The organism is Sulfitobacter sp. 1A15106, assembly GCF_043556995.1.
Lineage (GTDB): Bacteria > Pseudomonadota > Alphaproteobacteria > Rhodobacterales > Rhodobacteraceae > Sulfitobacter > Sulfitobacter faviae.
Map to the genome: position 1 here is coordinate 116892 of NZ_JBIFFM010000010.1, position 19577 is coordinate 136468.

The 19577-nt window shown below is 60.1% G+C and carries 20 protein-coding genes; 12 read left to right on the top strand and 8 right to left on the bottom strand.

Annotated elements, in window-relative coordinates; genetic code table 11:
• Window positions 1-8: 8 nt before the first annotated feature.
• On the bottom strand, window positions 9-1154 hold the full coding sequence (locus ACGYKA_RS15730; protein WP_028284921.1) for a CaiB/BaiF CoA-transferase family protein: 1146 nt from the start codon (window positions 1152-1154) through the stop codon (window positions 9-11).
• A 104-nt stretch (window positions 1155-1258) separates the two neighbouring features.
• On the opposite strand from ACGYKA_RS15730, the gene ACGYKA_RS15735 reads away from it, so the two are divergent.
• The 10 genes from ACGYKA_RS15735 (at window position 1259) to ACGYKA_RS15780 (ending at window position 10369) form a co-directional block, all read left to right on the top strand.
• Window positions 1259-1636 carry a Zn-ribbon domain-containing OB-fold protein gene (locus ACGYKA_RS15735; RefSeq protein WP_036538078.1) on the top strand — a complete coding sequence of 126 codons (378 nt, stop codon included), beginning with the start codon at window positions 1259-1261 and terminating at the stop codon, window positions 1634-1636.
• Between the two features lie 3 nt (window positions 1637-1639).
• Window positions 1640-2791: an acetyl-CoA acetyltransferase gene (locus ACGYKA_RS15740; protein WP_028284919.1), complete on the top strand. Its 1152-nt coding sequence runs from the start codon at window positions 1640-1642 to the stop codon at window positions 2789-2791.
• A gap of 23 nt (window positions 2792-2814) precedes the next feature.
• Window positions 2815-3672, top strand: coding sequence for a MaoC/PaaZ C-terminal domain-containing protein (locus tag ACGYKA_RS15745; RefSeq protein WP_028284918.1), 858 nt, complete (start codon window positions 2815-2817; stop codon window positions 3670-3672).
• Between the two features lie 10 nt (window positions 3673-3682).
• Complete coding sequence (locus ACGYKA_RS15750; protein ID WP_028284917.1) at window positions 3683-4819, top strand: CaiB/BaiF CoA-transferase family protein; 1137 nt, start codon at window positions 3683-3685, stop codon at window positions 4817-4819.
• A gap of 63 nt (window positions 4820-4882) precedes the next feature.
• Window positions 4883-5602 carry a transglutaminase family protein gene (locus ACGYKA_RS15755; RefSeq protein ID WP_088626187.1) on the top strand — a complete coding sequence of 240 codons (720 nt, stop codon included), beginning with the start codon at window positions 4883-4885 and terminating at the stop codon, window positions 5600-5602.
• Window positions 5599-6048, top strand: a complete 450-nt coding sequence (locus tag ACGYKA_RS15760) for a MaoC family dehydratase (protein WP_027264320.1) — start codon at window positions 5599-5601, stop codon at window positions 6046-6048. Before ACGYKA_RS15755 ends, ACGYKA_RS15760 begins: the two co-directional genes overlap by 4 nt.
• Window positions 6035-7159 carry an acyl-CoA dehydrogenase family protein gene (locus tag ACGYKA_RS15765; RefSeq protein ID WP_088626186.1) on the top strand — a complete coding sequence of 375 codons (1125 nt, stop codon included), beginning with the start codon at window positions 6035-6037 and terminating at the stop codon, window positions 7157-7159. The genes ACGYKA_RS15760 and ACGYKA_RS15765 overlap by 14 nt, the downstream gene beginning before the upstream one ends.
• Window positions 7156-8307 carry an acyl-CoA dehydrogenase family protein gene (locus tag ACGYKA_RS15770; protein ID WP_028284914.1) on the top strand — a complete coding sequence of 384 codons (1152 nt, stop codon included), beginning with the start codon at window positions 7156-7158 and terminating at the stop codon, window positions 8305-8307. Before ACGYKA_RS15765 ends, ACGYKA_RS15770 begins: the two co-directional genes overlap by 4 nt.
• Window positions 8308-8335: 28 nt before the next feature.
• Window positions 8336-9145, top strand: a complete 810-nt coding sequence (locus tag ACGYKA_RS15775; protein ID WP_028095226.1) for an enoyl-CoA hydratase/isomerase family protein — start codon at window positions 8336-8338, stop codon at window positions 9143-9145.
• A 27-nt stretch (window positions 9146-9172) separates the two neighbouring features.
• Window positions 9173-10369 carry a phenylacetate--CoA ligase family protein gene (locus tag ACGYKA_RS15780; RefSeq protein WP_229669281.1) on the top strand — a complete coding sequence of 399 codons (1197 nt, stop codon included), beginning with the start codon at window positions 9173-9175 and terminating at the stop codon, window positions 10367-10369.
• A 225-nt stretch (window positions 10370-10594) separates the two neighbouring features.
• On the opposite strand, the gene ACGYKA_RS15785 is transcribed toward ACGYKA_RS15780, so the two are convergent.
• Entirely contained in the window at window positions 10595-11572 is a 978-nt protein-coding gene (locus ACGYKA_RS15785) for an FAD-binding oxidoreductase (protein ID WP_169739214.1), read from the bottom strand.
• Here ACGYKA_RS15785 and ACGYKA_RS15790 point away from each other — a divergent pair.
• Entirely contained in the window at window positions 11523-12179 is a 657-nt protein-coding gene (locus tag ACGYKA_RS15790) for an SDR family NAD(P)-dependent oxidoreductase (protein WP_051630973.1), read from the top strand. The genes ACGYKA_RS15785 and ACGYKA_RS15790 overlap by 50 nt on opposite strands.
• 10 nt (window positions 12180-12189) lie before the next feature.
• Here ACGYKA_RS15790 and ACGYKA_RS15795 read toward each other — a convergent pair whose 3' ends face one another.
• From ACGYKA_RS15795 to ACGYKA_RS15805, 3 genes are read right to left on the bottom strand one after another with little or no spacing between them, the layout of a single operon-like run.
• The gene (locus tag ACGYKA_RS15795; RefSeq protein WP_036051588.1) at window positions 12190-13356 is read right to left on the bottom strand and encodes an acyl-CoA dehydrogenase family protein; all 1167 of its coding nucleotides are present in this window, start codon (window positions 13354-13356) and stop codon (window positions 12190-12192) included.
• A 16-nt stretch (window positions 13357-13372) separates the two neighbouring features.
• Window positions 13373-14611, bottom strand: coding sequence for a thiolase family protein (locus ACGYKA_RS15800; protein WP_027264384.1), 1239 nt, complete (start codon window positions 14609-14611; stop codon window positions 13373-13375).
• A 16-nt stretch (window positions 14612-14627) separates the two neighbouring features.
• Window positions 14628-15416 carry an enoyl-CoA hydratase/isomerase family protein gene (locus ACGYKA_RS15805; protein ID WP_028288592.1) on the bottom strand — a complete coding sequence of 263 codons (789 nt, stop codon included), beginning with the start codon at window positions 15414-15416 and terminating at the stop codon, window positions 14628-14630.
• Between the two features lie 41 nt (window positions 15417-15457).
• Between ACGYKA_RS15805 and ACGYKA_RS15810 the strand changes: the two genes are divergently transcribed.
• Entirely contained in the window at window positions 15458-16633 is a 1176-nt protein-coding gene (locus tag ACGYKA_RS15810; RefSeq protein WP_271690103.1) for a CaiB/BaiF CoA-transferase family protein, read from the top strand.
• A 25-nt stretch (window positions 16634-16658) separates the two neighbouring features.
• Here ACGYKA_RS15810 and ACGYKA_RS15815 read toward each other — a convergent pair whose 3' ends face one another.
• The 3 genes from ACGYKA_RS15815 to ACGYKA_RS15825 all read right to left on the bottom strand — a co-directional run bounded on the left by ACGYKA_RS15815 (window position 16659) and on the right by ACGYKA_RS15825 (window position 19552).
• On the bottom strand, window positions 16659-17447 hold the full coding sequence (locus ACGYKA_RS15815) for an SDR family NAD(P)-dependent oxidoreductase (protein ID WP_028288590.1): 789 nt from the start codon (window positions 17445-17447) through the stop codon (window positions 16659-16661).
• Window positions 17448-17460: 13 nt separating this feature from the next.
• Window positions 17461-18252 carry an ABC transporter ATP-binding protein gene (locus ACGYKA_RS15820; RefSeq protein WP_028288589.1) on the bottom strand — a complete coding sequence of 264 codons (792 nt, stop codon included), beginning with the start codon at window positions 18250-18252 and terminating at the stop codon, window positions 17461-17463.
• Window positions 18253-18313: 61 nt separating this feature from the next.
• Window positions 18314-19552, bottom strand: coding sequence for an ABC transporter substrate-binding protein (locus ACGYKA_RS15825; protein ID WP_271690102.1), 1239 nt, complete (start codon window positions 19550-19552; stop codon window positions 18314-18316).
• Window positions 19553-19577 lie beyond the last annotated feature (25 nt).

Consider the following 19577-nt stretch of genomic DNA (forward strand, 5'->3'; position numbering starts at 1 on the left):
CACCGTTTTCATGAACGGGGTCCGAATTCGGCGCGAATGGCTTTACCTTGCGCATCGAAGGCCGGGCAGGGGCGCAGTGTCGTTTCGCCGACGCTGCGCCGGATCGGGGGTGTCGGGACGTTGATCTCGCCCGAGGGTGTGCCTATCACGGATCGGTCAAGCTGGGGGTGACCGGACAGGGTCGCCACGTCGTTCACCGCGCCCGAGGCAATGCCCGCAGCGTCAAGCCGCTTCAGCATCTCGGCGCGGTCATGCGAGGCGAACACGGCCTTGATGAGCACTTCGAGCGCGGGTTTGTTGTTGATGCGCGATGTGTTGTCCTGAAAACGGGGGTCGGTTGCCAGAGCCGCGTCGCCCAGTATGTGTTCACAGAACCTTTGCCATTCGCCGCTGTGCTGCACGGTAATGACGACAAGCTGACCGTCCTTGCATTCATAGGCCCCGTACGGGCAGATGACCGTGTGGTTCAGTCCGACACGGGGTGTCGGCTTGCCAAGGTAATCGTGATATAGCAGCGGAACCGACATCCAGTCGGCCATCACATCAAACATTGCCACGGAAACGCCGCTGCCCTTGCCGGTGCGATCTCGCCCGACCAGTGCTTCGCAGATTCCGGCATGGGCTGTCATACCGGTTGCGATATCGCAGACCGACACTCCAACCCGTCCCGGTCCGTCCGCAGTGCCGGTCACTGATGCCAGACCGCTCTCGCATTGCACCAGAAGGTCATAGGCCTTGGCGTTGCGCATCGGGCCGTCTTCGCCATATCCGGTGATGTCGCAGGTCACGAGACGCGGGAACCTCTCTCGCAGACTTGCGGAATCGAGCCCGAGCTTGGCCAGCGCGCCCGGCAGCAGGTTCTGAATAAACACATCCGCGTTTTCCAGCATCCTGAGCAGGATTTCACGGTCTTCGTCGGCTTTAATGTCCAGCGCCACCGATTCCTTTCCCCGGTTCAACCATGTGAAATAGGCGCTTTCGCCGTTGGCGGCGGTATCGTAGGCGCGGGCGAAATCGCCGGCTCCCTTGCGTTCGATCTTAATCACACGCGCGCCGGCATCGGCCAGCCGCGAGGAGCAAAAAGGCGCGGCGACTGCCTGTTCCAACGCAACGACGAGTTTGCCGGAAAGGGGGGCTAAGTCTGAACCTGACATGAGTTTCTCTCAATTGATCCTGAAAGGTTGACTAAATCTAACAATTGTTAGAAACATAATCAATACGATTAGACAAAGACTGGATCGCTTGAAGGAGAACGCCGGTGCAGGACGCCAAACGACCAGACCAGTTTTTCCAACGCGCGCTGGCAGAGGGAGAGATCCTGCTGCCCAAGTGCGATGATTGCGGGGCATATCACTTTTTCCCGAGAGTCCTGTGTCCCCATTGTCATGGCAGCGCGATTTCTTGGAAGAAGGCTAGCGGCAAGGGACGGGTCCACACCACAACAGTTGTGCGCCGAAAGCCCGAACGGGGCGGCGATTACAACGTATGCGTCGTCGAGCTGGATGAGGGTGTCCGGATGATGAGCCGGGTCGAGGGCATTGCTCCGGGTGAGGTCGCCATCGACATGCCCGTAACCGCCTTCGTGGGCGAGGCCGAGGGTGTTCCGGCCGTGCTTTTCAAGCCGTCGGAGGGATAAGCCATGACCACTGAACTTCGGGGAAAATCCGCCATCGTGGGAACCGGTCATGCCGGTTTCGGAGAAGCCCATGGCCTGACGGCCTATGATGTCATGGCGCAATCCGCGCTTGCGGCGCTTGGCGATGCCGGGCTGAACCTGTCCGACGTCGACGGGCTGTTTTGCACCATGATGGAAGACAGCATGCCGGCGCTTATGGCGGCGGAGTATCTGGGCATCCAGCCCCGTTTCATTGATGGCACAATGTCGGGCGGTTCGTCCTTCGTAAACTACCTGACGTCCGCGACCATGGCCCTTGATGCCGGTCTGTGTGATGTCGCGCTGATTGTTTATGGCTCCAACCAGCGCACCGCATCGGGCAGACTGGTGACCGCTTCACGTCCGCCGGCCTACGAGGCGCCGTATAATCCGCGCTATCCGATCTCGGCCTACGCGATGGCCGCGGCGCGGCACATGCATGAATACGGCACCACCCGCGAACAGCTGGCCGACGTGGCCGTTGCCGCGCGGGCCTGGGCGCAGCGCAACCCCGAAGCGTTCGAGCGCGGCCCGCTGACCCGCGAGGACGTGCTGGGTGCGCGCATGGTGGGCGATCCATTGACCGTGCGCGACTGTTGTCTTGTCACCGACGGTGGCGGCGCGATCGTAATGGTCCACGCGGACCGCGCCCGGGATTTCCCGAAGGCGCCTGTCTATGTGCTGGGCAGTGCTGCGGAAAGCTCGCACCGGCAGATTTCGCAAATGAAGGATTTCACCGTGACCGCCGCCCGCGCCTCGGGCGCGCGCGCTTTTGCTGCGGCCGGCGTGACCCCTGCGGTCATCCAGGCGGTCGAGCTTTATGATGCCTTCACCATCAATACCATCCTGTTTCTTGAAGATCTGGGGTTCTGCGCCAAGGGCGAGGGAGGGGCCTTTGTCGAGGGCGGACGCATCGCGCCTGGCGGCGTCTTGCCGGTGAACACGAATGGCGGCGGCCTGTCCTGTGTGCACCCCGGGATGTACGGCATCTTCACAGTGATCGAGGCTGCCCGCCAGATCCGTGGCGACGCGCCAGGCATTCAGTTGAAGGATATTGATCTGGCGCTGGCGCATGGCAACGGCGGTGTGCTGTCCAGTCAGGTCACGGCCATACTTGGATCTCAAAACACGCTCTGACGGCAACTAAGGGAGGAAAGCAAATGCCATTGGATTTCGATGCACTGTCGAACTGGGACTTTGAGGAAATCGAACAGACGCTAACCGAGCGGGATACCATCCTGTATGCACTCGGCCTTGGGTTCGGTGAGGATCCGACCGACAAAAAGGAGCTGGCCTATGTCTATGAAGACGGGCTGAAGGCAGTTCCCTCGATGGCGGTTATTTTGGGGTATCCCGGCTTCTGGCTGCGCGATCCCAAGACCGGCGTAAACTGGCAGAAAGTGCTGCACGGCGAACAGTGGCTCGACATCTACAAGCCGCTGCCGACACATGCCCGGCTTGTCGGCCGTAGCAAGATCGACTTCATCGCCGACAAGGGCGAGGGCAAGGGAGCCGTCATTTACCAAAGCCGCGATATTATCGACGCGGACAGCGGCGAAAAACTAGCGCGCGTGGCGATGTCGGCTTTCTGTCGCGGTGATGGGGGGTTTGGCGGTGAAAACCAGGCGGGTCCGGCACCCGCAGTGCTGCCTGATCGGGCGCCTGATCATATATGTGATATCGATACCCTGCCGCGCCAAGCCCTTATTTATCGTCTCAGCGGTGATTTCAATCCGCTTCACGCTGACCCGGATGTGGCCCGTTCTGTCGGGTTCGACCGCCCGATCCTGCATGGTCTGGCGACCTATGGGCTGGCGGCCCGGGCGATTCTAAAGACGTTGCTTGACTATGATTCTGCCCGGCTTGTCGGTCTGGATGTTCGGTTCTCAGCTCCGGTCTATCCCGGCGAAACCGTGCGGTTCGAAATCTGGGAAGAGGACGGCGAGGCCCGGTTTCGAGCATCTATTCCGGCACGCGACGTGGTTGTTCTGAACAACGGCGCGGCGCGCTTCGCCTGAGGCAGTGAAGATGGCTCAACCGCTCAAGGATATCCTGGTGCTGGATTTCAGCACACTTCTTCCCGGTCCGATGGCGACGCTCATGCTGTCCGAGGCTGGCGCCGAAGTGATCAAGTTCGAGCGTCCCGGAGTCGGCGAGGACGCGCGCCAAACCGAGCCCAAGATCGACGGAGAGAGCATCGGATTTGCCGTGTTGAACCACGGCAAGCGATCGGTGGCCATCGACCTCAAGTCAAGGGGCGCAGTGGAACGTCTGCGCCCCTTGATCGAGAGGGCCGATGTTCTGGTAGAGCAGTTCCGTCCCGGCGTGATGGACCGGCTGGGGCTTGGTTATGAAGCGGTGCGAAAGATCAATCCCGGTCTCATCTATTGTTCGATCACCGGCTATGGCCAGACCGGACCAAAGGCCAGCGCCGCCGGCCACGATCTCAACTACGTCGGTGATGCGGGTATCCTGTCGCTCAGTCGCGGACCGGATGACCAGCCAACGGCCCCGTTCGGGCTGGTCGCCGATATCGGAGGCGGAACCTATCCTGCGGTGATGAATATCCTGCTGGCCCTGATTGCGCGCCAGGCAAGCGGGCAGGGGACGCATCTGGATATCGCAATGGCCGAGGGGGCGTTCGCCTTTGCCTATTGGGCCCATGCCGAAGGTGTGATTGCCGGGCAGAACATCGAAAGCGGTGGCAGCCGTCTGACGGGTGGCCTGGCCCGGTATCGGCTTTATTCGGCTGCGGATGGGCGTCAGATCGCCGTCGGCGCGTTGGAAGAAAAGTTTTGGCAGTTGTTCTGCGATGTCATTGGTTTGCCGGTGGCCCTTCGCGATGACTGGTCCGATCCAAATGCCTGTGCCGCGGAGGTTGCACGTCGTCTGAGGGAACATCCCTCGACCCATTGGGAGCCTTTGCTGGCAGCGGCAGATTGCTGCTGTTCGGTCGTGAAAACGCCCGCCGAGGCGGCACATGACCCGCATTTCAAAGCGCGTGACGTGTTCGGGCGGACAGTAAAAATCTCCGGCCGGGACGCGCCTGCTTTGCCGCTGCCAATTGCGCCGGAGTTCCGTTCTTCCGGAAATTCGGTCGGAGTTGCAGCCACTCTGGGCGAAGACAATACGCGTTATGGCGTGGACCAACCAAAGACAGAGTAAATCCCGTTGACGGGCAGGTTTTGAATCGGTAATCTAACATTTGTTAGAAAAAAGGAGGGGCCAATGGACAAGTCTGACGATAACCTGCCGACTGAAGCTGAGCGTTATGTCATGCCATCGCGCTTTGTGGAAAGCGATAGCTTGGAAGTGCAGGGTTTCGTGACATCGGCTTTGCGTGATCTCCCTGTGGGCGCAACCAATCGCGACAAGGCGATCCGCCTGTTCGAAGCGGTGCGCGACGATATTCGCTATGATCCCTATTGTTTTGCGCTGGATGAGGACTCTTACCGTGCCAGCCGTATCGCTGGGGCGGAAGCGGCGTTTTGCGTTCCCAAGGCAATTCTTCTGGCGGCTTGTTTGCGTGCTGTGGGTATCCCCGCCGCTCTGGGGTTCGCGGATGTGCGCAACCACCTGAATACACCCAAGTTGCAGGAGTTGATGGGGACCGATCTCTTTATCTACCACGGCTATGTTCAGCTGTGGTTGGGGAATGAGGCCTACAAGGTGACACCTGCATTCAACATGGAACTGTGTGAAAGATTCGGGGTCAAACCCCTGGTCTTCGACGGCTATCACGACGCGCTCTTTCATGAGTTCGACGAACAGAATCACCGGCACATGGAATATGTGAACGACCGTGGTCTCTATTTCGACGCGCCGATGGGTGAGTTCCTGGTGGCGTTCAAGGAAACCTATCCGAAGCTGGAAGAATTCAACCGCATCCGGATATCCAAGGATGCGAGCGGATACGATGACGGTTTCGCAAAGGAGGGTGCCTCTTGAGGTATCTGGAAGACTTCTCGCCGGGCCAAGTCTATCGCTTTCGCAGCGCTCCGATGAGCGCGGATTCAATAAAGGCCTTTGCCAAGGAATGGGATCCGCAGCGGCTGCACACCGATGAAGACTATGCAACCGCCATACATGGCAGCCTGATCGCCTCGGGCTTTCAGACCATGCTTGAGGTGTTCAAGCCGGTCATGACCGAGATGATGGTCGATGTTGCCAATATCGGCGGCATGGGCTTTGACAATTTGCGCTGGCTGCGGCCTGTGCACCCGAACGAACCCCTTGATGTCGAACTGACGGTCAACTCGGTCACACCGTCAAAAAGCAAGCCCGACAGAGGTGTTTTGCACTATACGCTCAGCGCCAAAAACCCCGAGGGCGAGGTCGTTTTTTCGACCGACACCCCCGTGATGATCCAGCGAAAACAAAATGACACAAACTGATATCCTTTTCAGCGAACAAGAAGACCTTCGCCTGTTGCGCGAGAGCGCGCGCACGTTGTTTGAACGGGCGGGCGGAAGTGACAGAGCCCGAAAACTTCGTGATGCCAGGGGCGGTTTCGATGCGGAGATGGTCCGGGAACTCGCCGAGGCCGGTGTTTTCGGCGTGGCGGTGCCCGAAGATCAGGGCGGGCTTGGCATGGGCCTAGCCGCCGGGGGTGTCATCGCCGAGGAAGTCGGCCGTGTGATTGCCCCGGAACCGGTCGTGTCGACGATCGGTCTGAGCCTCGGCCTTCTGCGCCGCCTTTGTCCGGATCATCCGAAGATGGCACAGCTCATCGGCGGCGAAATTTCATTGGCGGTTGCCTGGCAGGAACGCGGCCCCGACGGGGCGCCTGCCGATGCGACCTGCCGATACGCGGACGGAAAGCTGACCGGTGGCAAGGCCTGGGTCGTCGGTGCGATCGGTTCGCACGGGTTCCTTGTCGTGGCCGAACAGGATGATGGTCCGGTTCTGGTTCTGGCTGAGGCAGACGCGCAGGGGCTTGTCATCGACAAGCAGACGCAGGCGGATGGCAGCTCTCTGGGCGAGCTTTCGTTTTCGGGAACTCCGGCCGCGGAATTGGCCAGCAGCGGTGCGGTTCTCACTGCACTGGCCGAGGCTGTCGCCGATGCAACGGCGCTTGCCGCGGCCGAGCTTGTCGGCCTGAGCGAGCGCGCCTTCGAGATCACGCTCGACTACATCAAGACGCGGGAGCAGTTCGACAAGCCGATCGGATCATTCCAGGTCATCCAGCACCGTGCCGTCGACCTCAACGTGATGTGCGAGGTCGCGCAGGCCGGAGTGCGGGAGGCGCTTGCGCAGATGGACAGCGAAACCGATCCGAAGGTTCGGGCCCCGATTGCCAGCCGCGCCAAAGCGCGCGCCGTCACGGCCGCCAAGAAAATCACCCGCGACGCCATCCAGCTGCACGGGGCCGTCGGGTACACGGATGAGTTCGATATCGGGCTCTACCTGAACCGGGCGCTGGTGCTGTCGGCCTGGTTGGGCGACGATGCCTATCACAGGCGGATATGGTTCGAGGCACGCGAAGCAGAGGGGGCAGCACAATGACCGACTGGAGCGCTATGACCGATGCAGAGTTCCGCAAAGAAGTGCGCCAGTTCTTCGAGGCGGAATATCCCGAGGAGCTGCGTCACCTGCCGCACCGACCGAAGTTCGCCGAGATCGAACATTGGCACCGCAAGCTTCACGCCAAGGGCTGGGTCGCGCCAGCCTGGCCCGCTGAATTCGGCGGTATGGGGCTGAACGCCGCCAAGTTGCTGATCTTTTACGAAGAGCAGCAGCGCTGGGGCGTCAATCGCGGCCGCGACATGGGCGTGCAGATGGTCGGGCCGCTGATCATCAAATTCGGCACCCAGGAACAAAAAGATTACTGGCTGCCGCGTATCCTGAGTTGCGAAGATATCTGGTGTCAGGGCTATTCGGAACCCGGCGCCGGGTCCGATCTGGCGAACCTACGCACACGCGCAGAGATTGACGGCGACGACTTTGTCATCAACGGACAGAAGATCTGGACCACGATGGCGCATGACGCCACGCATATTTTCATGCTGGTGCGCACCGATCCCGATGCGCCGAAGAAACAGCAGGGCATCAGTTTCCTGCTCGCTCCGATGGATCAACCCGGAGTCGAGGTGCGCACCATCACGACCCTGTCGGGCGAGACCGAGTTTTGCGAGGTCTTCTTTGACAATGCACGGACGCCCCGCGAGAACCTCGTGGGCGAGCTGAACAAGGGTTGGACGATGGCCAAGGCTCTCTTGAGCTTCGAACGCATTTTCATCGGTTCGCCAAGTCTGGCCCAGAACGCTCTGGGACAGCTTGAAAGCTTTGCCCGTGGCCGTGGCGCGTTTGACGATCCGGTGTTCCGTGACCGCTTTGCCCAGGCGGCACTGGATGTGGAAGATCATGCCGCGCTTTATGCCCGTTTTGCAGATCAGCTCAAACGTGGCGAGACGCTCGGTGCGGATGTGTCCATGCTGAAGATTTGGGTGACTGAATGCTTCCAGCGCATCACCGAGCTGATGATCGAAGCAGCCGGTCCCGATGGCGGCTCCATCGGGCCGCTTCAGGTCGGCAACGTAAGTGTCGATGTTCTGGCGAGTTTCTACAAGGCCAGACCTACCACGATCTACGGTGGATCGAACGAAATCCAAAGAAACATCCTGTCCAAGGCCGTCCTGGGACTGCCTGGCTGACTCAATACCCCACGGAGGAAATAGAACCATGTCGGATCGTTATGCAAAATACGATAAACTGAAATTTGACTACCCGGCGGATCGCGTCCTGCGCATCACGTTCGACCGGCCCGAGACATTCAACTCGGTCGATGCCGAAACCCACACCCAGATGACGGACATGTGGATCGATATCGACCGTGACCCAGACATCAATTCGGTCATCGTGACCGGTGCGGGCAAGGCATTTTCCGCCGGGGGTGATTTCAGCCTTATCGAAAACATGATTGGCAATTCGCACGAGATCATGAAGACGTGGAAAGAAGCCAAGGATCTCGTCTATAACATCATCAACTGCAACAAGCCGATCATTTCCGCGATCAATGGCCCTGCGGCCGGCGCAGGCCTTGTGGTTGCCATCCTGGCCGACATCTCGATCGCCGGAAAGAAGGCCAAGATTGTCGATGGTCATCCCCGCCTTGGTGTTGCCGCCGGTGACGTCGCGGCGATTATCTGGCCGCTGCTGACCTCGATGGCCAAGGCGAAATACTATCTGATGACCTGCAAGCCGGTGTCGGGCGAAGAGGCCGAGCGTATCGGTCTGGTATCAATGTGCGTCGAGGATGACGAGCTGCAGCAGATCGCGCTGGATACAGCCGTCGAACTGGCCAACGGCTCGCAAAGCGCGATTCGCTGGACCAAGTATTCGCTGAACAACTGGCTGCGCCAGGCCGGGCCGATCTTTGATGCGTCGACCGCGCTGGAGATGCTTGGCTTCATGAGCGAGGACGTCAAGGAAGGTGTGTTGTCGCACCGCGAGAAGCGCGCGCCGAACTTCCGTAAGGACTGCCCGCTTTAACACCAGATTGGACGAGGAGGCATGGAAATGTCTGATGATATCTACAAAGATATAGCTCAAGCCTATGCCGCTGCGGCCGAAAAAGCTCCTGGCCTGAAATCGCGATTTACGGCTGCCGGATTCGATCCGGCAGCTGTCACATCGGTGGCGGACCTCTCGCGTCTTCCAGTGATGAAAAAAGAAGAGCTTCTGAAGATCCAGCGCGAGAACCCGCCCTTTGGCGGGTTCCTGGCCTCGGATCTGAAGGATGTCGGGCGGATCTACGTGTCCCCCGGCCCGATTTTCGAACCGGCCCTTTCGGACGGTGGCGGCCACGGCCTTGACCGGCTGTTCAAGGCGGCAGGCGTGGGGCCGGGGGATATCATCCTGAACACCTGGATGTATCATCTGGTGCCCGCGGGGCTTTTGTTCGACGAAGCGGCACAGGCCGCAGGCGCCACGGTGATCCCCGGAGGCGTCGGCAATACGGAGCTTCAGGCACAGATCATCGCCGAAACCGGCGTGACTTCGATCTGCGCTTCGACCGCGTTTTTCCTGACGCTGGCGGACAAGGTGATCGAAACCTATGGCCGCGACGCATGGAAGGTGAAGACAGCCTTCCTCGGCGGTGAGATGGGCGACTGGATGGCCAAGCGCCGCCGGATCGAGGCCGAATACGGCGTGTCCACCTGGGCCGCCTATGCCACCGCCGATCTGGGCCTTGTCGCCTATGAGGATGGCGGCGAAGGCTACCTGGTTCATCCCGACCGCGTGGTGCAGATCTGCGATCCGGTCAGCGGCGAACAGGTCGCTCATGGCGATCCTGGCGAGGTTGTCGTGACCGCGCGCGATTCCACCTGGCCGATGATCCGGTTCGGCACCGGCGACAGCGCCTTTGCCCTGGAAAGCAACGCGGATGGCACCGTCAGCCGGATTTCAGCATTGCAGGGACGGGTCGGGGCAGCGGTCAAAGTGCGCGAGATTTTCGTTTATCCGCGCGTGGTTGAAGAAGTTGTCATCGGCACGCCGGGCGCAAAGGCCGCGCAGGCCGTGGTAACGCGCGAGAACGATCGCGACATGATCCGCCTCTCGCTTGTGCTGGAAGACGGTGCCGACGCTTCCGCCGCAGAAGCAGCCGCCGCTGATACCTTCAAACTGCATGCACGAATTCGTGCTGACGAGGTGAACATTGTTTCGGAACTACCCGAAAATGCAGAACTGATCGTCAACCAAAAAGACCGCTGAGATCGGGTTCTGTGCGCTTTGCCTGAATCCGACCTTTTAGCCGACACTGGCACGCGGGTTTTCGTGGACCCAAGACTTTCAACTTGGCGGAGGTCTTGGGGATCCCGGCCCCGCGCGCCCGTGGGGTGTCGCGGAAAGCGGCACAGGTCAAACGTGGTCGAAATCGACTGTCAGTTTTTTGGTTTTCGGACGGGCCTGGCAGGTCAGGACAAAGTTCTCCTTCAACTACCGAGGCTCCAAAGCATAGTTCAGCGTCATCTCTGCCTCGCCTTCGATAACTTTGGCGCGGCAGGTGGAACACATTGCGCCCTTGCAGCAATAGGGTAGTTCGATACCTGCTGCGGCGGCGGAGACCACGCTTTCCTGATCAGGTGTCATCACAAAGCTGCGGGCGGTGCCATCAAGGATCGCCGTGACCTGAACTCCTTCTCCAGTGGCGGCTTCCGCCGTAAGCGGCGCAAGCGTGACGGTGGCGGTATTGTCAGCATCGGCGGGAGCGAACAGCTCGTCATGAAAACGGTTCTCTTCAACGCCGAGGTCGCGGAGCGCGGTCTTGAGTTCCTGAATCATCTCGGCGGGGCCGCAAAGAAAAGCATCTTCTATTTCTGCCGGAGCGAACAGGGCACCGGAGAACTTGCGCAGCTTTTCCGCATCAAGCCGGCCCGAGAATAGTGGGGAATCGGTGCCTTCGCGCGTCAGTGTATGAAAAAGAGAGAACCGTCCGGGATAGGTATCCTTGAGATCGTTCAATTCGTCGCGGAAGATGATGGAACTTAGCGTTCGACTGCCGTAAAAAAGGATGAAGTTGGCCCCGGCCTCGGTGGCAAGCACCGAGCGGATGATCGAAATGATTGGAGTAGTTCCACTGCCCGGGGCCAGGGCGAGATAGGTGCGTGGTCCGCCTTGTCGTATCTTTGATCCGAATGTGCCTTCGGGCGTCATGACATCAAGTTCGGTGCCCGGTGGCAGTTCGCTATGAACGAAAGAGGAAAACGCTCCGCCTTCCAGCAGCTTGACCAGAACGCGCAACTCGCCATCGTCTCGGCCGGAGCTGACCGAATAGCATCGCCGCACACCATCGATATCACCGGCACGGCGCAGCGTGACGTACTGGCCCGGGATGAATTGATAGTCGTCCGCCAGATCTTCGGGATTGGGCGAGCATTTCGCCGAACTGCTGGCGGGGCAGGATGTCGACGTCACATTGGCCGCCCGCCGCGTCGCCCGCTTGTCTGAGCTTTCCGCAAAGATAGCGGCGGAAGGGGGGCAGGCCGATGTGATAGAGATGGACGTGGCGGACCCGGAGTCGGTGGAAGCCGCGCTGAAGGGACGGGTCTTTGACACTGTCATCAACAATGCCGGAACGACGGCATCTCTTCCCGCATTGGAACACGGGCCGGCCGAAATCGACGCGATCATAGACACAAATCTCAAGGGCGCATTTCATGTCGCACGTATCGCCGCCAAAGCGATGATTGATGCCGGACGCGGGGGCTGTATCGTCAATGTCGCCTCGATTCTGGGCACACGGGTGGCCAGCCATGTGTCCGCCTATGCCGCGTCCAAGGAAGGGCTGATTCAACTGACCCGGTCTCTGGCGCTTGAATGGGCGCGGAATGGCATCCGGGTGAATGCCATCTGCCCCGGTTATATCGAAACCGACCTGAACCGTGAGTTTTTTGCCACTGACGCGGGACAGGCATTGATCAAACGCGTCCCGCAGCGCCGGTTGGGGCATGATCCGTTGGCCGCCCCCCCGGACCGGGGGCCTACGATAAGGCGACCGGGAATCCCCGGCCGCAATTCTTAGAGTCACGATTTCAGAACGCGTTAAGCCCGGTCAGGTTGCGCCCGATGACCAGTTTTTGGATTTCGGTGGTGCCATCGGGAATCGGCATGACCTTTGCATTGCGGAAGTGCCGTTCAACGGGGAACTCTTTGGTGATGCCGTTGCCGCCGTGGATCTGCACCGCTTTGCCGGCGATTTCGACGGCCATTTCGGTTGCATACCATTTCGCCATCGAGGTCTGGGTGTCACAGCGCACGCCCAGGTCCAGAAGTTGCAGCCCGCGCTGGCACAACAGGCGCGCGGCATCCAGGTGCGTGGCCATGTCGGCCAAGTAGCCTTGAATCAACTGGTGCCCGCCGATCGGCTTACCATGTTGTTGGCGATCCTGCGCATATTTGACGGCACATTCCAACGCCGCCTGCGCTATGCCAATGCTCGTCAGGCCGACAAACACGCGAGCGCTCTCAAACAGTTTCAATGTCTGGAACAGGCCGCCGCCTGCATTACCCAGAACATGGTCAGCGCTGGTTTCGGCACGGTCGAAAAACAATTCGCAGGTCGATGCACCGACAAGCCCCAGCTTGCGCAATTCGCGGCTCTCGTAGTTGCCGGTATCGCGGTCGACGATGACCATGGAAATACCGTCGTCCAGATTGCAGACAACGATGGCGAAATCCGACTGGGCCCCATTGGAAATCCAGAGCTTCTGGCCAGTGACGAAAATCTTATCGCCCTCGCGGTCCGCACGTGTCTTGACCTCGCGTACGTTCGAACCGACCTCTGGTTCGGAAATACAGGTGGCACAGATCCGTTCGCTGCGCAGGAGCGGCTTCAGATAGGCCTCTTTCTGCGCCACATTTCCCAAGAGGTTGACCGCGAACACGGCATGACCCTGAATCAGCACCGCGATTGCCAGATCGGCCCATATCCGGGCCAGTTCCTCGTATAGGATGCCATAGGTCATGCGGTCGATTCCGGCACCGCCGTCCTCTTCGGGGATCAGGCCGCTGATCAGCCCGAATTCCTCGACCTTGGCGAACAGGGACTTCAGGGTTTTCGCATCGGGGGGGTGGCCGAGGTTCTCGTATTTCTCGGCCAGCGGCGCGAACTCTGCCTCGGCCATCTTGCGGAAGTTTTCCAGCAACATGCGTTGCTCATCTGTATAGATTGCCTGAGCGGCGGCGATCACGTTTTCCATGGTTCGTCTCCTTGTTTCAACGGCCCAGAATGGTGACGCAGGCGGCCGCTTCTTCTACCCCGTGCAACCCCCCGCCGTTTTCGGCGATGGCGTTCTTTGCCCCTTCGACCTGACGCGCGCCAGCTTCGCCGCGCAGTTGCGTGACCAGTTCGAAAACCTGCCCTATCCCTGTGGCACCGACCGGGTGGCCCTTGGATTCCAACCCGCCCGAGGGGTTCACCGGAATGCGTCCACCGATCTTTGTCTCGCCGCGCAGACTGGCGGGACCGCCCTCGCCGAATTCGACAAATCCGAGGTTCTCGATCTGGATCACTTCGCCCACGGCCGTGGCGTCATGCACTTCGGCCACCGATATATCCTCGGGGCCGATCCCGGCCTGTTCATAGGCCTCAAGCGCGGCAAGCCGGGTCAGGTGGTTCTTGTAATCTTCCGGCGGACGATCGGTGCCCGAGCGCAGGATCGCGGCCTTGACCTTGATCGCGCGCGCGGGATCTAGGCCCAGACGTTTTATCCCCTCGCCGGTGCATAAAACGGCCGCAGCGGCCCCGTCCGAGATCGGGGCGCACATCGGCAGGGTCAGCGGATAGGTGATCGGCGGCGCGGCCAATACCCGATCGACGCTCATGGCTTCTCGGTATTGCGCCAGTGGATTATGCACGGAATGCGCATGGTTCTTGGCGGCGACGGCGGCGAACTGTTCCTGAGTTGTGCCAAAGGTCTTCATGTGCAGCCGGGCGAAGCCTGCGTAGACATCCATGAACACGCTGTAGGGCTTGGGCGATTTCGATCCTTCGGGTTCCTCGACCCCTGCACCCAGATCGGCCAGCCGTTGCGCGACTTCTTCGCTGTTGCTGACGTCCCAGCCGCTGTCGAAGGCCGAAAACATCAACGCACGGTCGTCAGAATACATCTTTTCGGCGCCCACGGCGAGACAGCAGTCGCCATTGCCGGCCTTGAGGAAATCGACTGCCAGTTTGAACCCGGTCGAGGCGCTGGCGCAGGCGTTTTCGACATTCACCACCGGAATGCCCTGAATGCCCATTTCACGCAGCGCGATTTCGCCGCGGATCATGTGCTGGCCCTCCATGTGGCCCTGCACCGCGTTCGAGAAGAATGCGCCGTCGATACGATCTGCCGTCACTCGGGCATCGGAAAGCGCGGCGGCGACGGCCTCGCCGGTCATGTCCTTGATGGTTTTGTCCCGGAACTTTCCGAACGGCGTCATCCCGATGCCAACGATGTAAATGTCCTGCATCGTTTGTCCTCCTGACCTAGTATCCGCGAAACTGCGGTTTTCGTTTTTCATTGAACGCCGACAGACCCTCGTGCATGTCCCAGGATCGCATGTGCGCGCGCAGGTTCAGCATCTCTTCGGAAAGCGCGGCGGTTTCGTCCACGTCCAGCGACCGATTGGCAACCGTCTTCATGCGGCGTAAGACCGCCGGGCTTTTTTCTGCCAGCCTGTCGGTAAAGGCCTGCACCGCTTGTCGCAGGTCTTCGTCCGCGATGACCTTGTTCACCAGTCCCCAGTCCATCATGTCCCGTGCCGAAACGTTCTCGCCCGAGAACAGCAGGTATTTCGCGCGGTTCAGGCCAATCCTACGCGGCAGGATCGCCGCACCGCCGGCCCCGGGAAAGACGCCAAAGTTGGAATGTGCGTCGCCCAGTTGCGCGCTTTCGGCGGCAAAGACCAGATCGCAGGCCATCACCATTTCCAAACCGCCCGCCATCGCCAGCCCGTTCACTGCGGCGATCACCGGTTTCGGGCCATGTCGCATCAGCCCAAACGTGTGATCGACAAGATCCAGAAGATCCGGCTCGCCTGGTGCATGTTTGGCGCCAGCAACTTCTTTCAGATCGGCACCGGCGCAGAATGCCCGGCCAGAGCCGGTCAGGACAATTGTACGCACCCCATCGTCGGCCAGCGCCGATTCCAGTGCTGCCGCCATCTCGCGCAGCATCTGCGTTGACATTGCGTTGAGCTGTTCGGTGCGCTGGAAGGTAATCCATTCAGTTTTTGCGACCCGCTCAACGAATAGCGTCTGCTTTGCTTCACTCATGCTAAGCTCCTGATAATTATACATATTATTGGTTTTTCGCCTTGTCTTTTGCGGCGATTTGCGCTGCACTCGGGCGGACCCGCACGTGGAAAACAAAAGAGCTGGAGATTGATATGAGCACTGCACCCCTGGCCGGCCTGAAAATTCTCAGCCTTGCCGAACAGTTTCCCGGTCCCTATGCCACAATGCTGTTGTCCGACATGGGAGCCGAGGTGATCATGATCGAACGACCGGGTGTCGGCGATCCGGCCCGGCAATTTCCGCCCTTGTTCCGGGCACTGAACCGAGGCAAGCGCAGCGTTGCGTTGGATCTGAAATCGGCCGAGGGGCTGGCACGGTTTCGCGAACTGGCCAAGGAATCGGATGTCATCGTCGAAGGGTTCCGCCCTGGCAAGCTTGCGGCCTTGGGTGCCGGTTTCGAGGACATGCGTAGTGTCAACTCGCGGCTGGTTTATGTATCGATTTCGGGTTACGGGCAGGACGGCCCCTATCGTGACAGGGCTGGCCATGACCTGAGCTATGAAGGGGTTGGCGGTTTGCTGGCCGATCAGGCCGATGCAAAGCAGCCCGGCCCTGTGCCGCCGATCCCCCTTGCGGATGTTGGCGCGGCGTTGTTCGCGGCGATCGCAATCCTGTCGGCGGTCGTGTCGAGCCAGCGCACAGGGCAGGGGCGTTACGTGGACGTGTCCATGTCGGATGCGGTGGTTTCGATGTTGACCGCATTCCTCGTTCCCGCCGCCAATGGAACACCGCTGGGCGAATTTATCGCCGAGCCGGGCTATGGCGTGTTCACCTGCAAAGACGGCAAGCTCTTGACCTTGTCCATCGCGCATGAGGACTGGTTCTGGAAACCGTTCTGCGATGTGATCAACAGGGCGGATCTTGCGCCGTTGACAGGCCGCGACCGTGTCGCCCGCAAGGCCGCGCTGCGCGAAGAAATCGCGGCGATTTTGGTCAACAAGACGCGCGCCGAATGGGGCGACCTTCTGGATAAGGCGGGGGTGCCATGGGGTCCGGTCAATTCCCTGGTCGAAACGTTGGACGACCCCCATGTGCGTGCGCGCCAGCTGCTGCGCAAGATTACGCATGACGGCGGCAAGGCCGAGACTTTTATTGTCCAGCCGTTGAAATTCGATGGTTTCGAAACCGCGATACCGGATCTGCCCCCCGAGCTCGGGGCAGATAATGACAGCGTTTTTTCGGACAGCTCCAACTAGAGGCGGCAGCCGTCCGATGGCGGCTCTAGCAGGCAAAAGAATACCCGCCATTCACCGGATAAGTTTGACCGGTGATCCAGCTGGCAGCATCCGAGCAGAGGAACAGGATCATTCCGGCGGGGTCTTCCGGCTCGCCCAGACGGCGGATCACGTATTGCGACAATGCCCGCTTCTCGGTCTCTGCATCCGGGATCAGGTCGGCGACAGCCGGAGTTCTTGTGCCCCCCAAGGCGACGCAATTCGCGGTGATCCCGAACCGACCACCGGCTTTTGCAATTGCCCGCATGAAGCCGGCCGCGCCGGCCTTGGCGCCGGAGTAGACCGCCAGATGCGGCTCGCCCACGCGGCCCGCGTCGGAGATGACCGTCACGATGCGCCCATAGCCGCCCTTGACCATCAGGGGCATTGCGTGACGGGTGCAGTTCAACACGCCGTCGAAATTGGTCGCCATCCAGCGCTTCCATTCCGATGGGTCTGAGTCCCAGAAGGGCACCAGATCATCGAGCCGCGAGGTCGGCCCCGCGTTCCCGGCGTTGTTGACCAGGATATCCACGCCGCCGAACGCGGATTGCGCCTCGGCGAAAGCTGCGCCGACCGCCTCGAAGTTCGAGACGTCAAAGGCGATTGGCAATGCCTTGGCGCCAGCTGCTTCAACTTCTGCGGCAACGCTTTCCGCCCGATCGGCGTGAAAATCATTGATCACAACAGCGCCTGCGCCATGTTCCGCCAGATAAAGCGCGACCTGCCGGCCCACGCCCTGTCCGGCGCCGGTCACCAGCGCGGTGCGGCCCTTGATATCCAGGATGGTGCTCATGAATTCCTTCTCCTCAGCCCAGCCATCTCTTCCGGCGGCGATAGTGTTTGATATCTCGATAGCTTTTGCGCTCGCCCGATGCGGTGACGCCGAGATAGAATTCCTTGATGTCCTCGTTGTCAGCGAGCTTGTCGGCAGGGCCGTCCATCACGATCCGGCCGTTCTCCATCACATAGGCATAGTCGGCGATCGATAGCGCCGCGGCGCTGTTTTGTTCGACCAGGAAGAAGGTCGTGCCTTCTGACTTGAGCTGCTTGAGCACTTCATAAACATCCCGGATCATCATCGGGGCCAATCCCAACGACGGTTCGTCGATCGCGATGATCTTGGGGCTGGCCATCATGGCCCGGCCGATCAGCAGCAGTTGTTGTTCGCCACCAGACATGAAGCCAGAGGTGCGGTTGCGCAGGTCCGCAAGCCGGGGCATCAAGGTGTAAACATGGTCCAGGCGCTTTTTCAGCTCGGCGGAGTTGGGCACCATGTGCCCGCCGACGATCAGGTTTTGCTCTGACGTCAGATGCCGCAAAACGCGCCGCCCTTCCATCACATGGATGAGACCGTTCTTCACGACTTCCGAGGCTTCCATGTTCTGAATGGGAGTTCCGTCCAGAACGATGGACCCCGCCGAAACGGTTCCATCCTCGGATTTGAGCGTTCCCGAGATGGCTTTAAGCGTCGTGCTTTTTCCTGCGCCATTGCCACCGAGCAGAGCAACACATTGTCCCGCACGGACTGTCATGGACACGCCTTTGAGCGCCAGGATGACGTCGGAATATGTCACCTCTACGTTGTTGAGTTCCAGCATGGTCATATTGCCCGGGGCTAAGGATCAGAACGGGCGCCGCGACTGCGGCGCCCGGATTAATTCACCATTTCTCAACTTGCGGAACGTCGACACCCGTTGCCGCGATGGTGATTTTCCCATCTTTGACGGTGCCCACATTCACTTTGAGGCCTTCCAATGGGAACGGCGCTTCTGGCGTAAAGGACAAGGTCGGCAGGAACCCATGGGTTTCTTCGGTGGTGATCGGTTTGGCAAAAAGCGCCTCACGTACCATCTCTCCGGTCAGGCCCTCGGCGCCGTTCGCCTCGATCGCGTGATCGATCACGGTCACGGTATAGAGACCCTGAGATACGCCCATTGCGGTCACGACGTTCCAAGGTGCTTCGAGTCCGAAATCGGCAACCAATGTCTCGTAGAATTGTCGCGCGGGAGTGTCCTCATCGGCCGCAATCGCCATGCCGTAGGCTTCAAAGTCCCCCTCCATTTGCTCAAGCCCGCCAAGCGCGCCACCCGAGGCTGGAAGCCCGTTATGCGAACTCATCATGATCGGGATGTTCGCCCCGTTGGCCTGCAGCCCACGTTTCGCGGCAACCACGATAGAGGTGTTCGTTTGGATTACCAGCGCCTCGGCCCCGGCTCGTACAACGCGGCGCATTTGCCCCGTCAGATCGGTGGGTTGAACTTCGGTATAGATGACCTCGACGAGGTCGATCTCCTCGGGGTGCTCTTCGGCATAGAGTTCAAGGCCCTTTGCCATGTCGACATAGGCAGGCGATGCTTCGGAGGCGAGGATCGCAACCTTGAGCGGTTCGTCTCCTCCGCGCTGTTCACGCATCCAGTTTAGAAAGCCGACACTTTCGTGCGAATAGGTCGGGCGTGGGTTGAAAATCCAGGCATCCGGTTGCCAGGCAAAACCGTAGGCCGCTGTGGCCATGAACATCGGGATTTTGTCTTCCGGCAGGCGTTCGGAAAGGGCCGCGACGTCAGGCCCGCCGAGGCCGACAACCGCAATCGGGTCCAGTTCCGATTTGATCCCGGGCCAGAGACTTGCCACCTGTGCCGCGTCATAGCGGGTTTCGTAGTTTTTGTAGTTCAGCGTGACGCCAAGTTCCTTGCCGCGGGTTTCATTCCACCAGGTGAACACAGCTTCGCGTCCGCCTGCCAGGATGGGCATGATGTCAGCATAAGGGCCGGAAAAGTCCGACAGCAGGGCCAGATTATAGGTCTCTTCGGCCTGCGCCTTCAAAGGCATGGTCGCCGCGGCCGCCAAGGCAGCCGCTGCCAGTAAGCCGCGAAGACCTCGATTCGATTGGTAAGTCATATTCTTCCTCCCAGGTTTAGAGCCG

What these genes read in the sequence shown, in the direction of transcription:
- ACGYKA_RS15820 (WP_028288589.1), bottom strand. Translation starts at nt 18,252, where the DNA reads ATGCTGGAACTCAACAACGTAGAGGTGACATATTCCGACGTCATCCTG.
- ACGYKA_RS15750 (WP_028284917.1), top strand. Translation starts at nt 3,683, where the DNA reads ATGGCTCAACCGCTCAAGGATATCCTGGTGCTGGATTTCAGCACACTT.
- ACGYKA_RS15815 (WP_028288590.1), bottom strand. Translation starts at nt 17,447, where the DNA reads ATGAGCACCATCCTGGATATCAAGGGCCGCACCGCGCTGGTGACCGGC.
- ACGYKA_RS15805 (WP_028288592.1), bottom strand. Translation starts at nt 15,416, where the DNA reads ATGAGTGAAGCAAAGCAGACGCTATTCGTTGAGCGGGTCGCAAAAACT.
- ACGYKA_RS15795 (WP_036051588.1), bottom strand. Translation starts at nt 13,356, where the DNA reads ATGGAAAACGTGATCGCCGCCGCTCAGGCAATCTATACAGATGAGCAA.
- ACGYKA_RS15780 (WP_229669281.1), top strand. Translation starts at nt 9,173, where the DNA reads ATGTCTGATGATATCTACAAAGATATAGCTCAAGCCTATGCCGCTGCG.
- ACGYKA_RS15765 (WP_088626186.1), top strand. Translation starts at nt 6,035, where the DNA reads ATGACACAAACTGATATCCTTTTCAGCGAACAAGAAGACCTTCGCCTG.
- ACGYKA_RS15770 (WP_028284914.1), top strand. Translation starts at nt 7,156, where the DNA reads ATGACCGACTGGAGCGCTATGACCGATGCAGAGTTCCGCAAAGAAGTG.
- ACGYKA_RS15775 (WP_028095226.1), top strand. Translation starts at nt 8,336, where the DNA reads ATGTCGGATCGTTATGCAAAATACGATAAACTGAAATTTGACTACCCG.
- ACGYKA_RS15730 (WP_028284921.1), bottom strand. Translation starts at nt 1,154, where the DNA reads ATGTCAGGTTCAGACTTAGCCCCCCTTTCCGGCAAACTCGTCGTTGCG.
- ACGYKA_RS15800 (WP_027264384.1), bottom strand. Translation starts at nt 14,611, where the DNA reads ATGCAGGACATTTACATCGTTGGCATCGGGATGACGCCGTTCGGAAAG.
- ACGYKA_RS15755 (WP_088626187.1), top strand. Translation starts at nt 4,883, where the DNA reads ATGGACAAGTCTGACGATAACCTGCCGACTGAAGCTGAGCGTTATGTC.
- ACGYKA_RS15745 (WP_028284918.1), top strand. Translation starts at nt 2,815, where the DNA reads ATGCCATTGGATTTCGATGCACTGTCGAACTGGGACTTTGAGGAAATC.
- ACGYKA_RS15740 (WP_028284919.1), top strand. Translation starts at nt 1,640, where the DNA reads ATGACCACTGAACTTCGGGGAAAATCCGCCATCGTGGGAACCGGTCAT.
- ACGYKA_RS15825 (WP_271690102.1), bottom strand. Translation starts at nt 19,552, where the DNA reads ATGACTTACCAATCGAATCGAGGTCTTCGCGGCTTACTGGCAGCGGCT.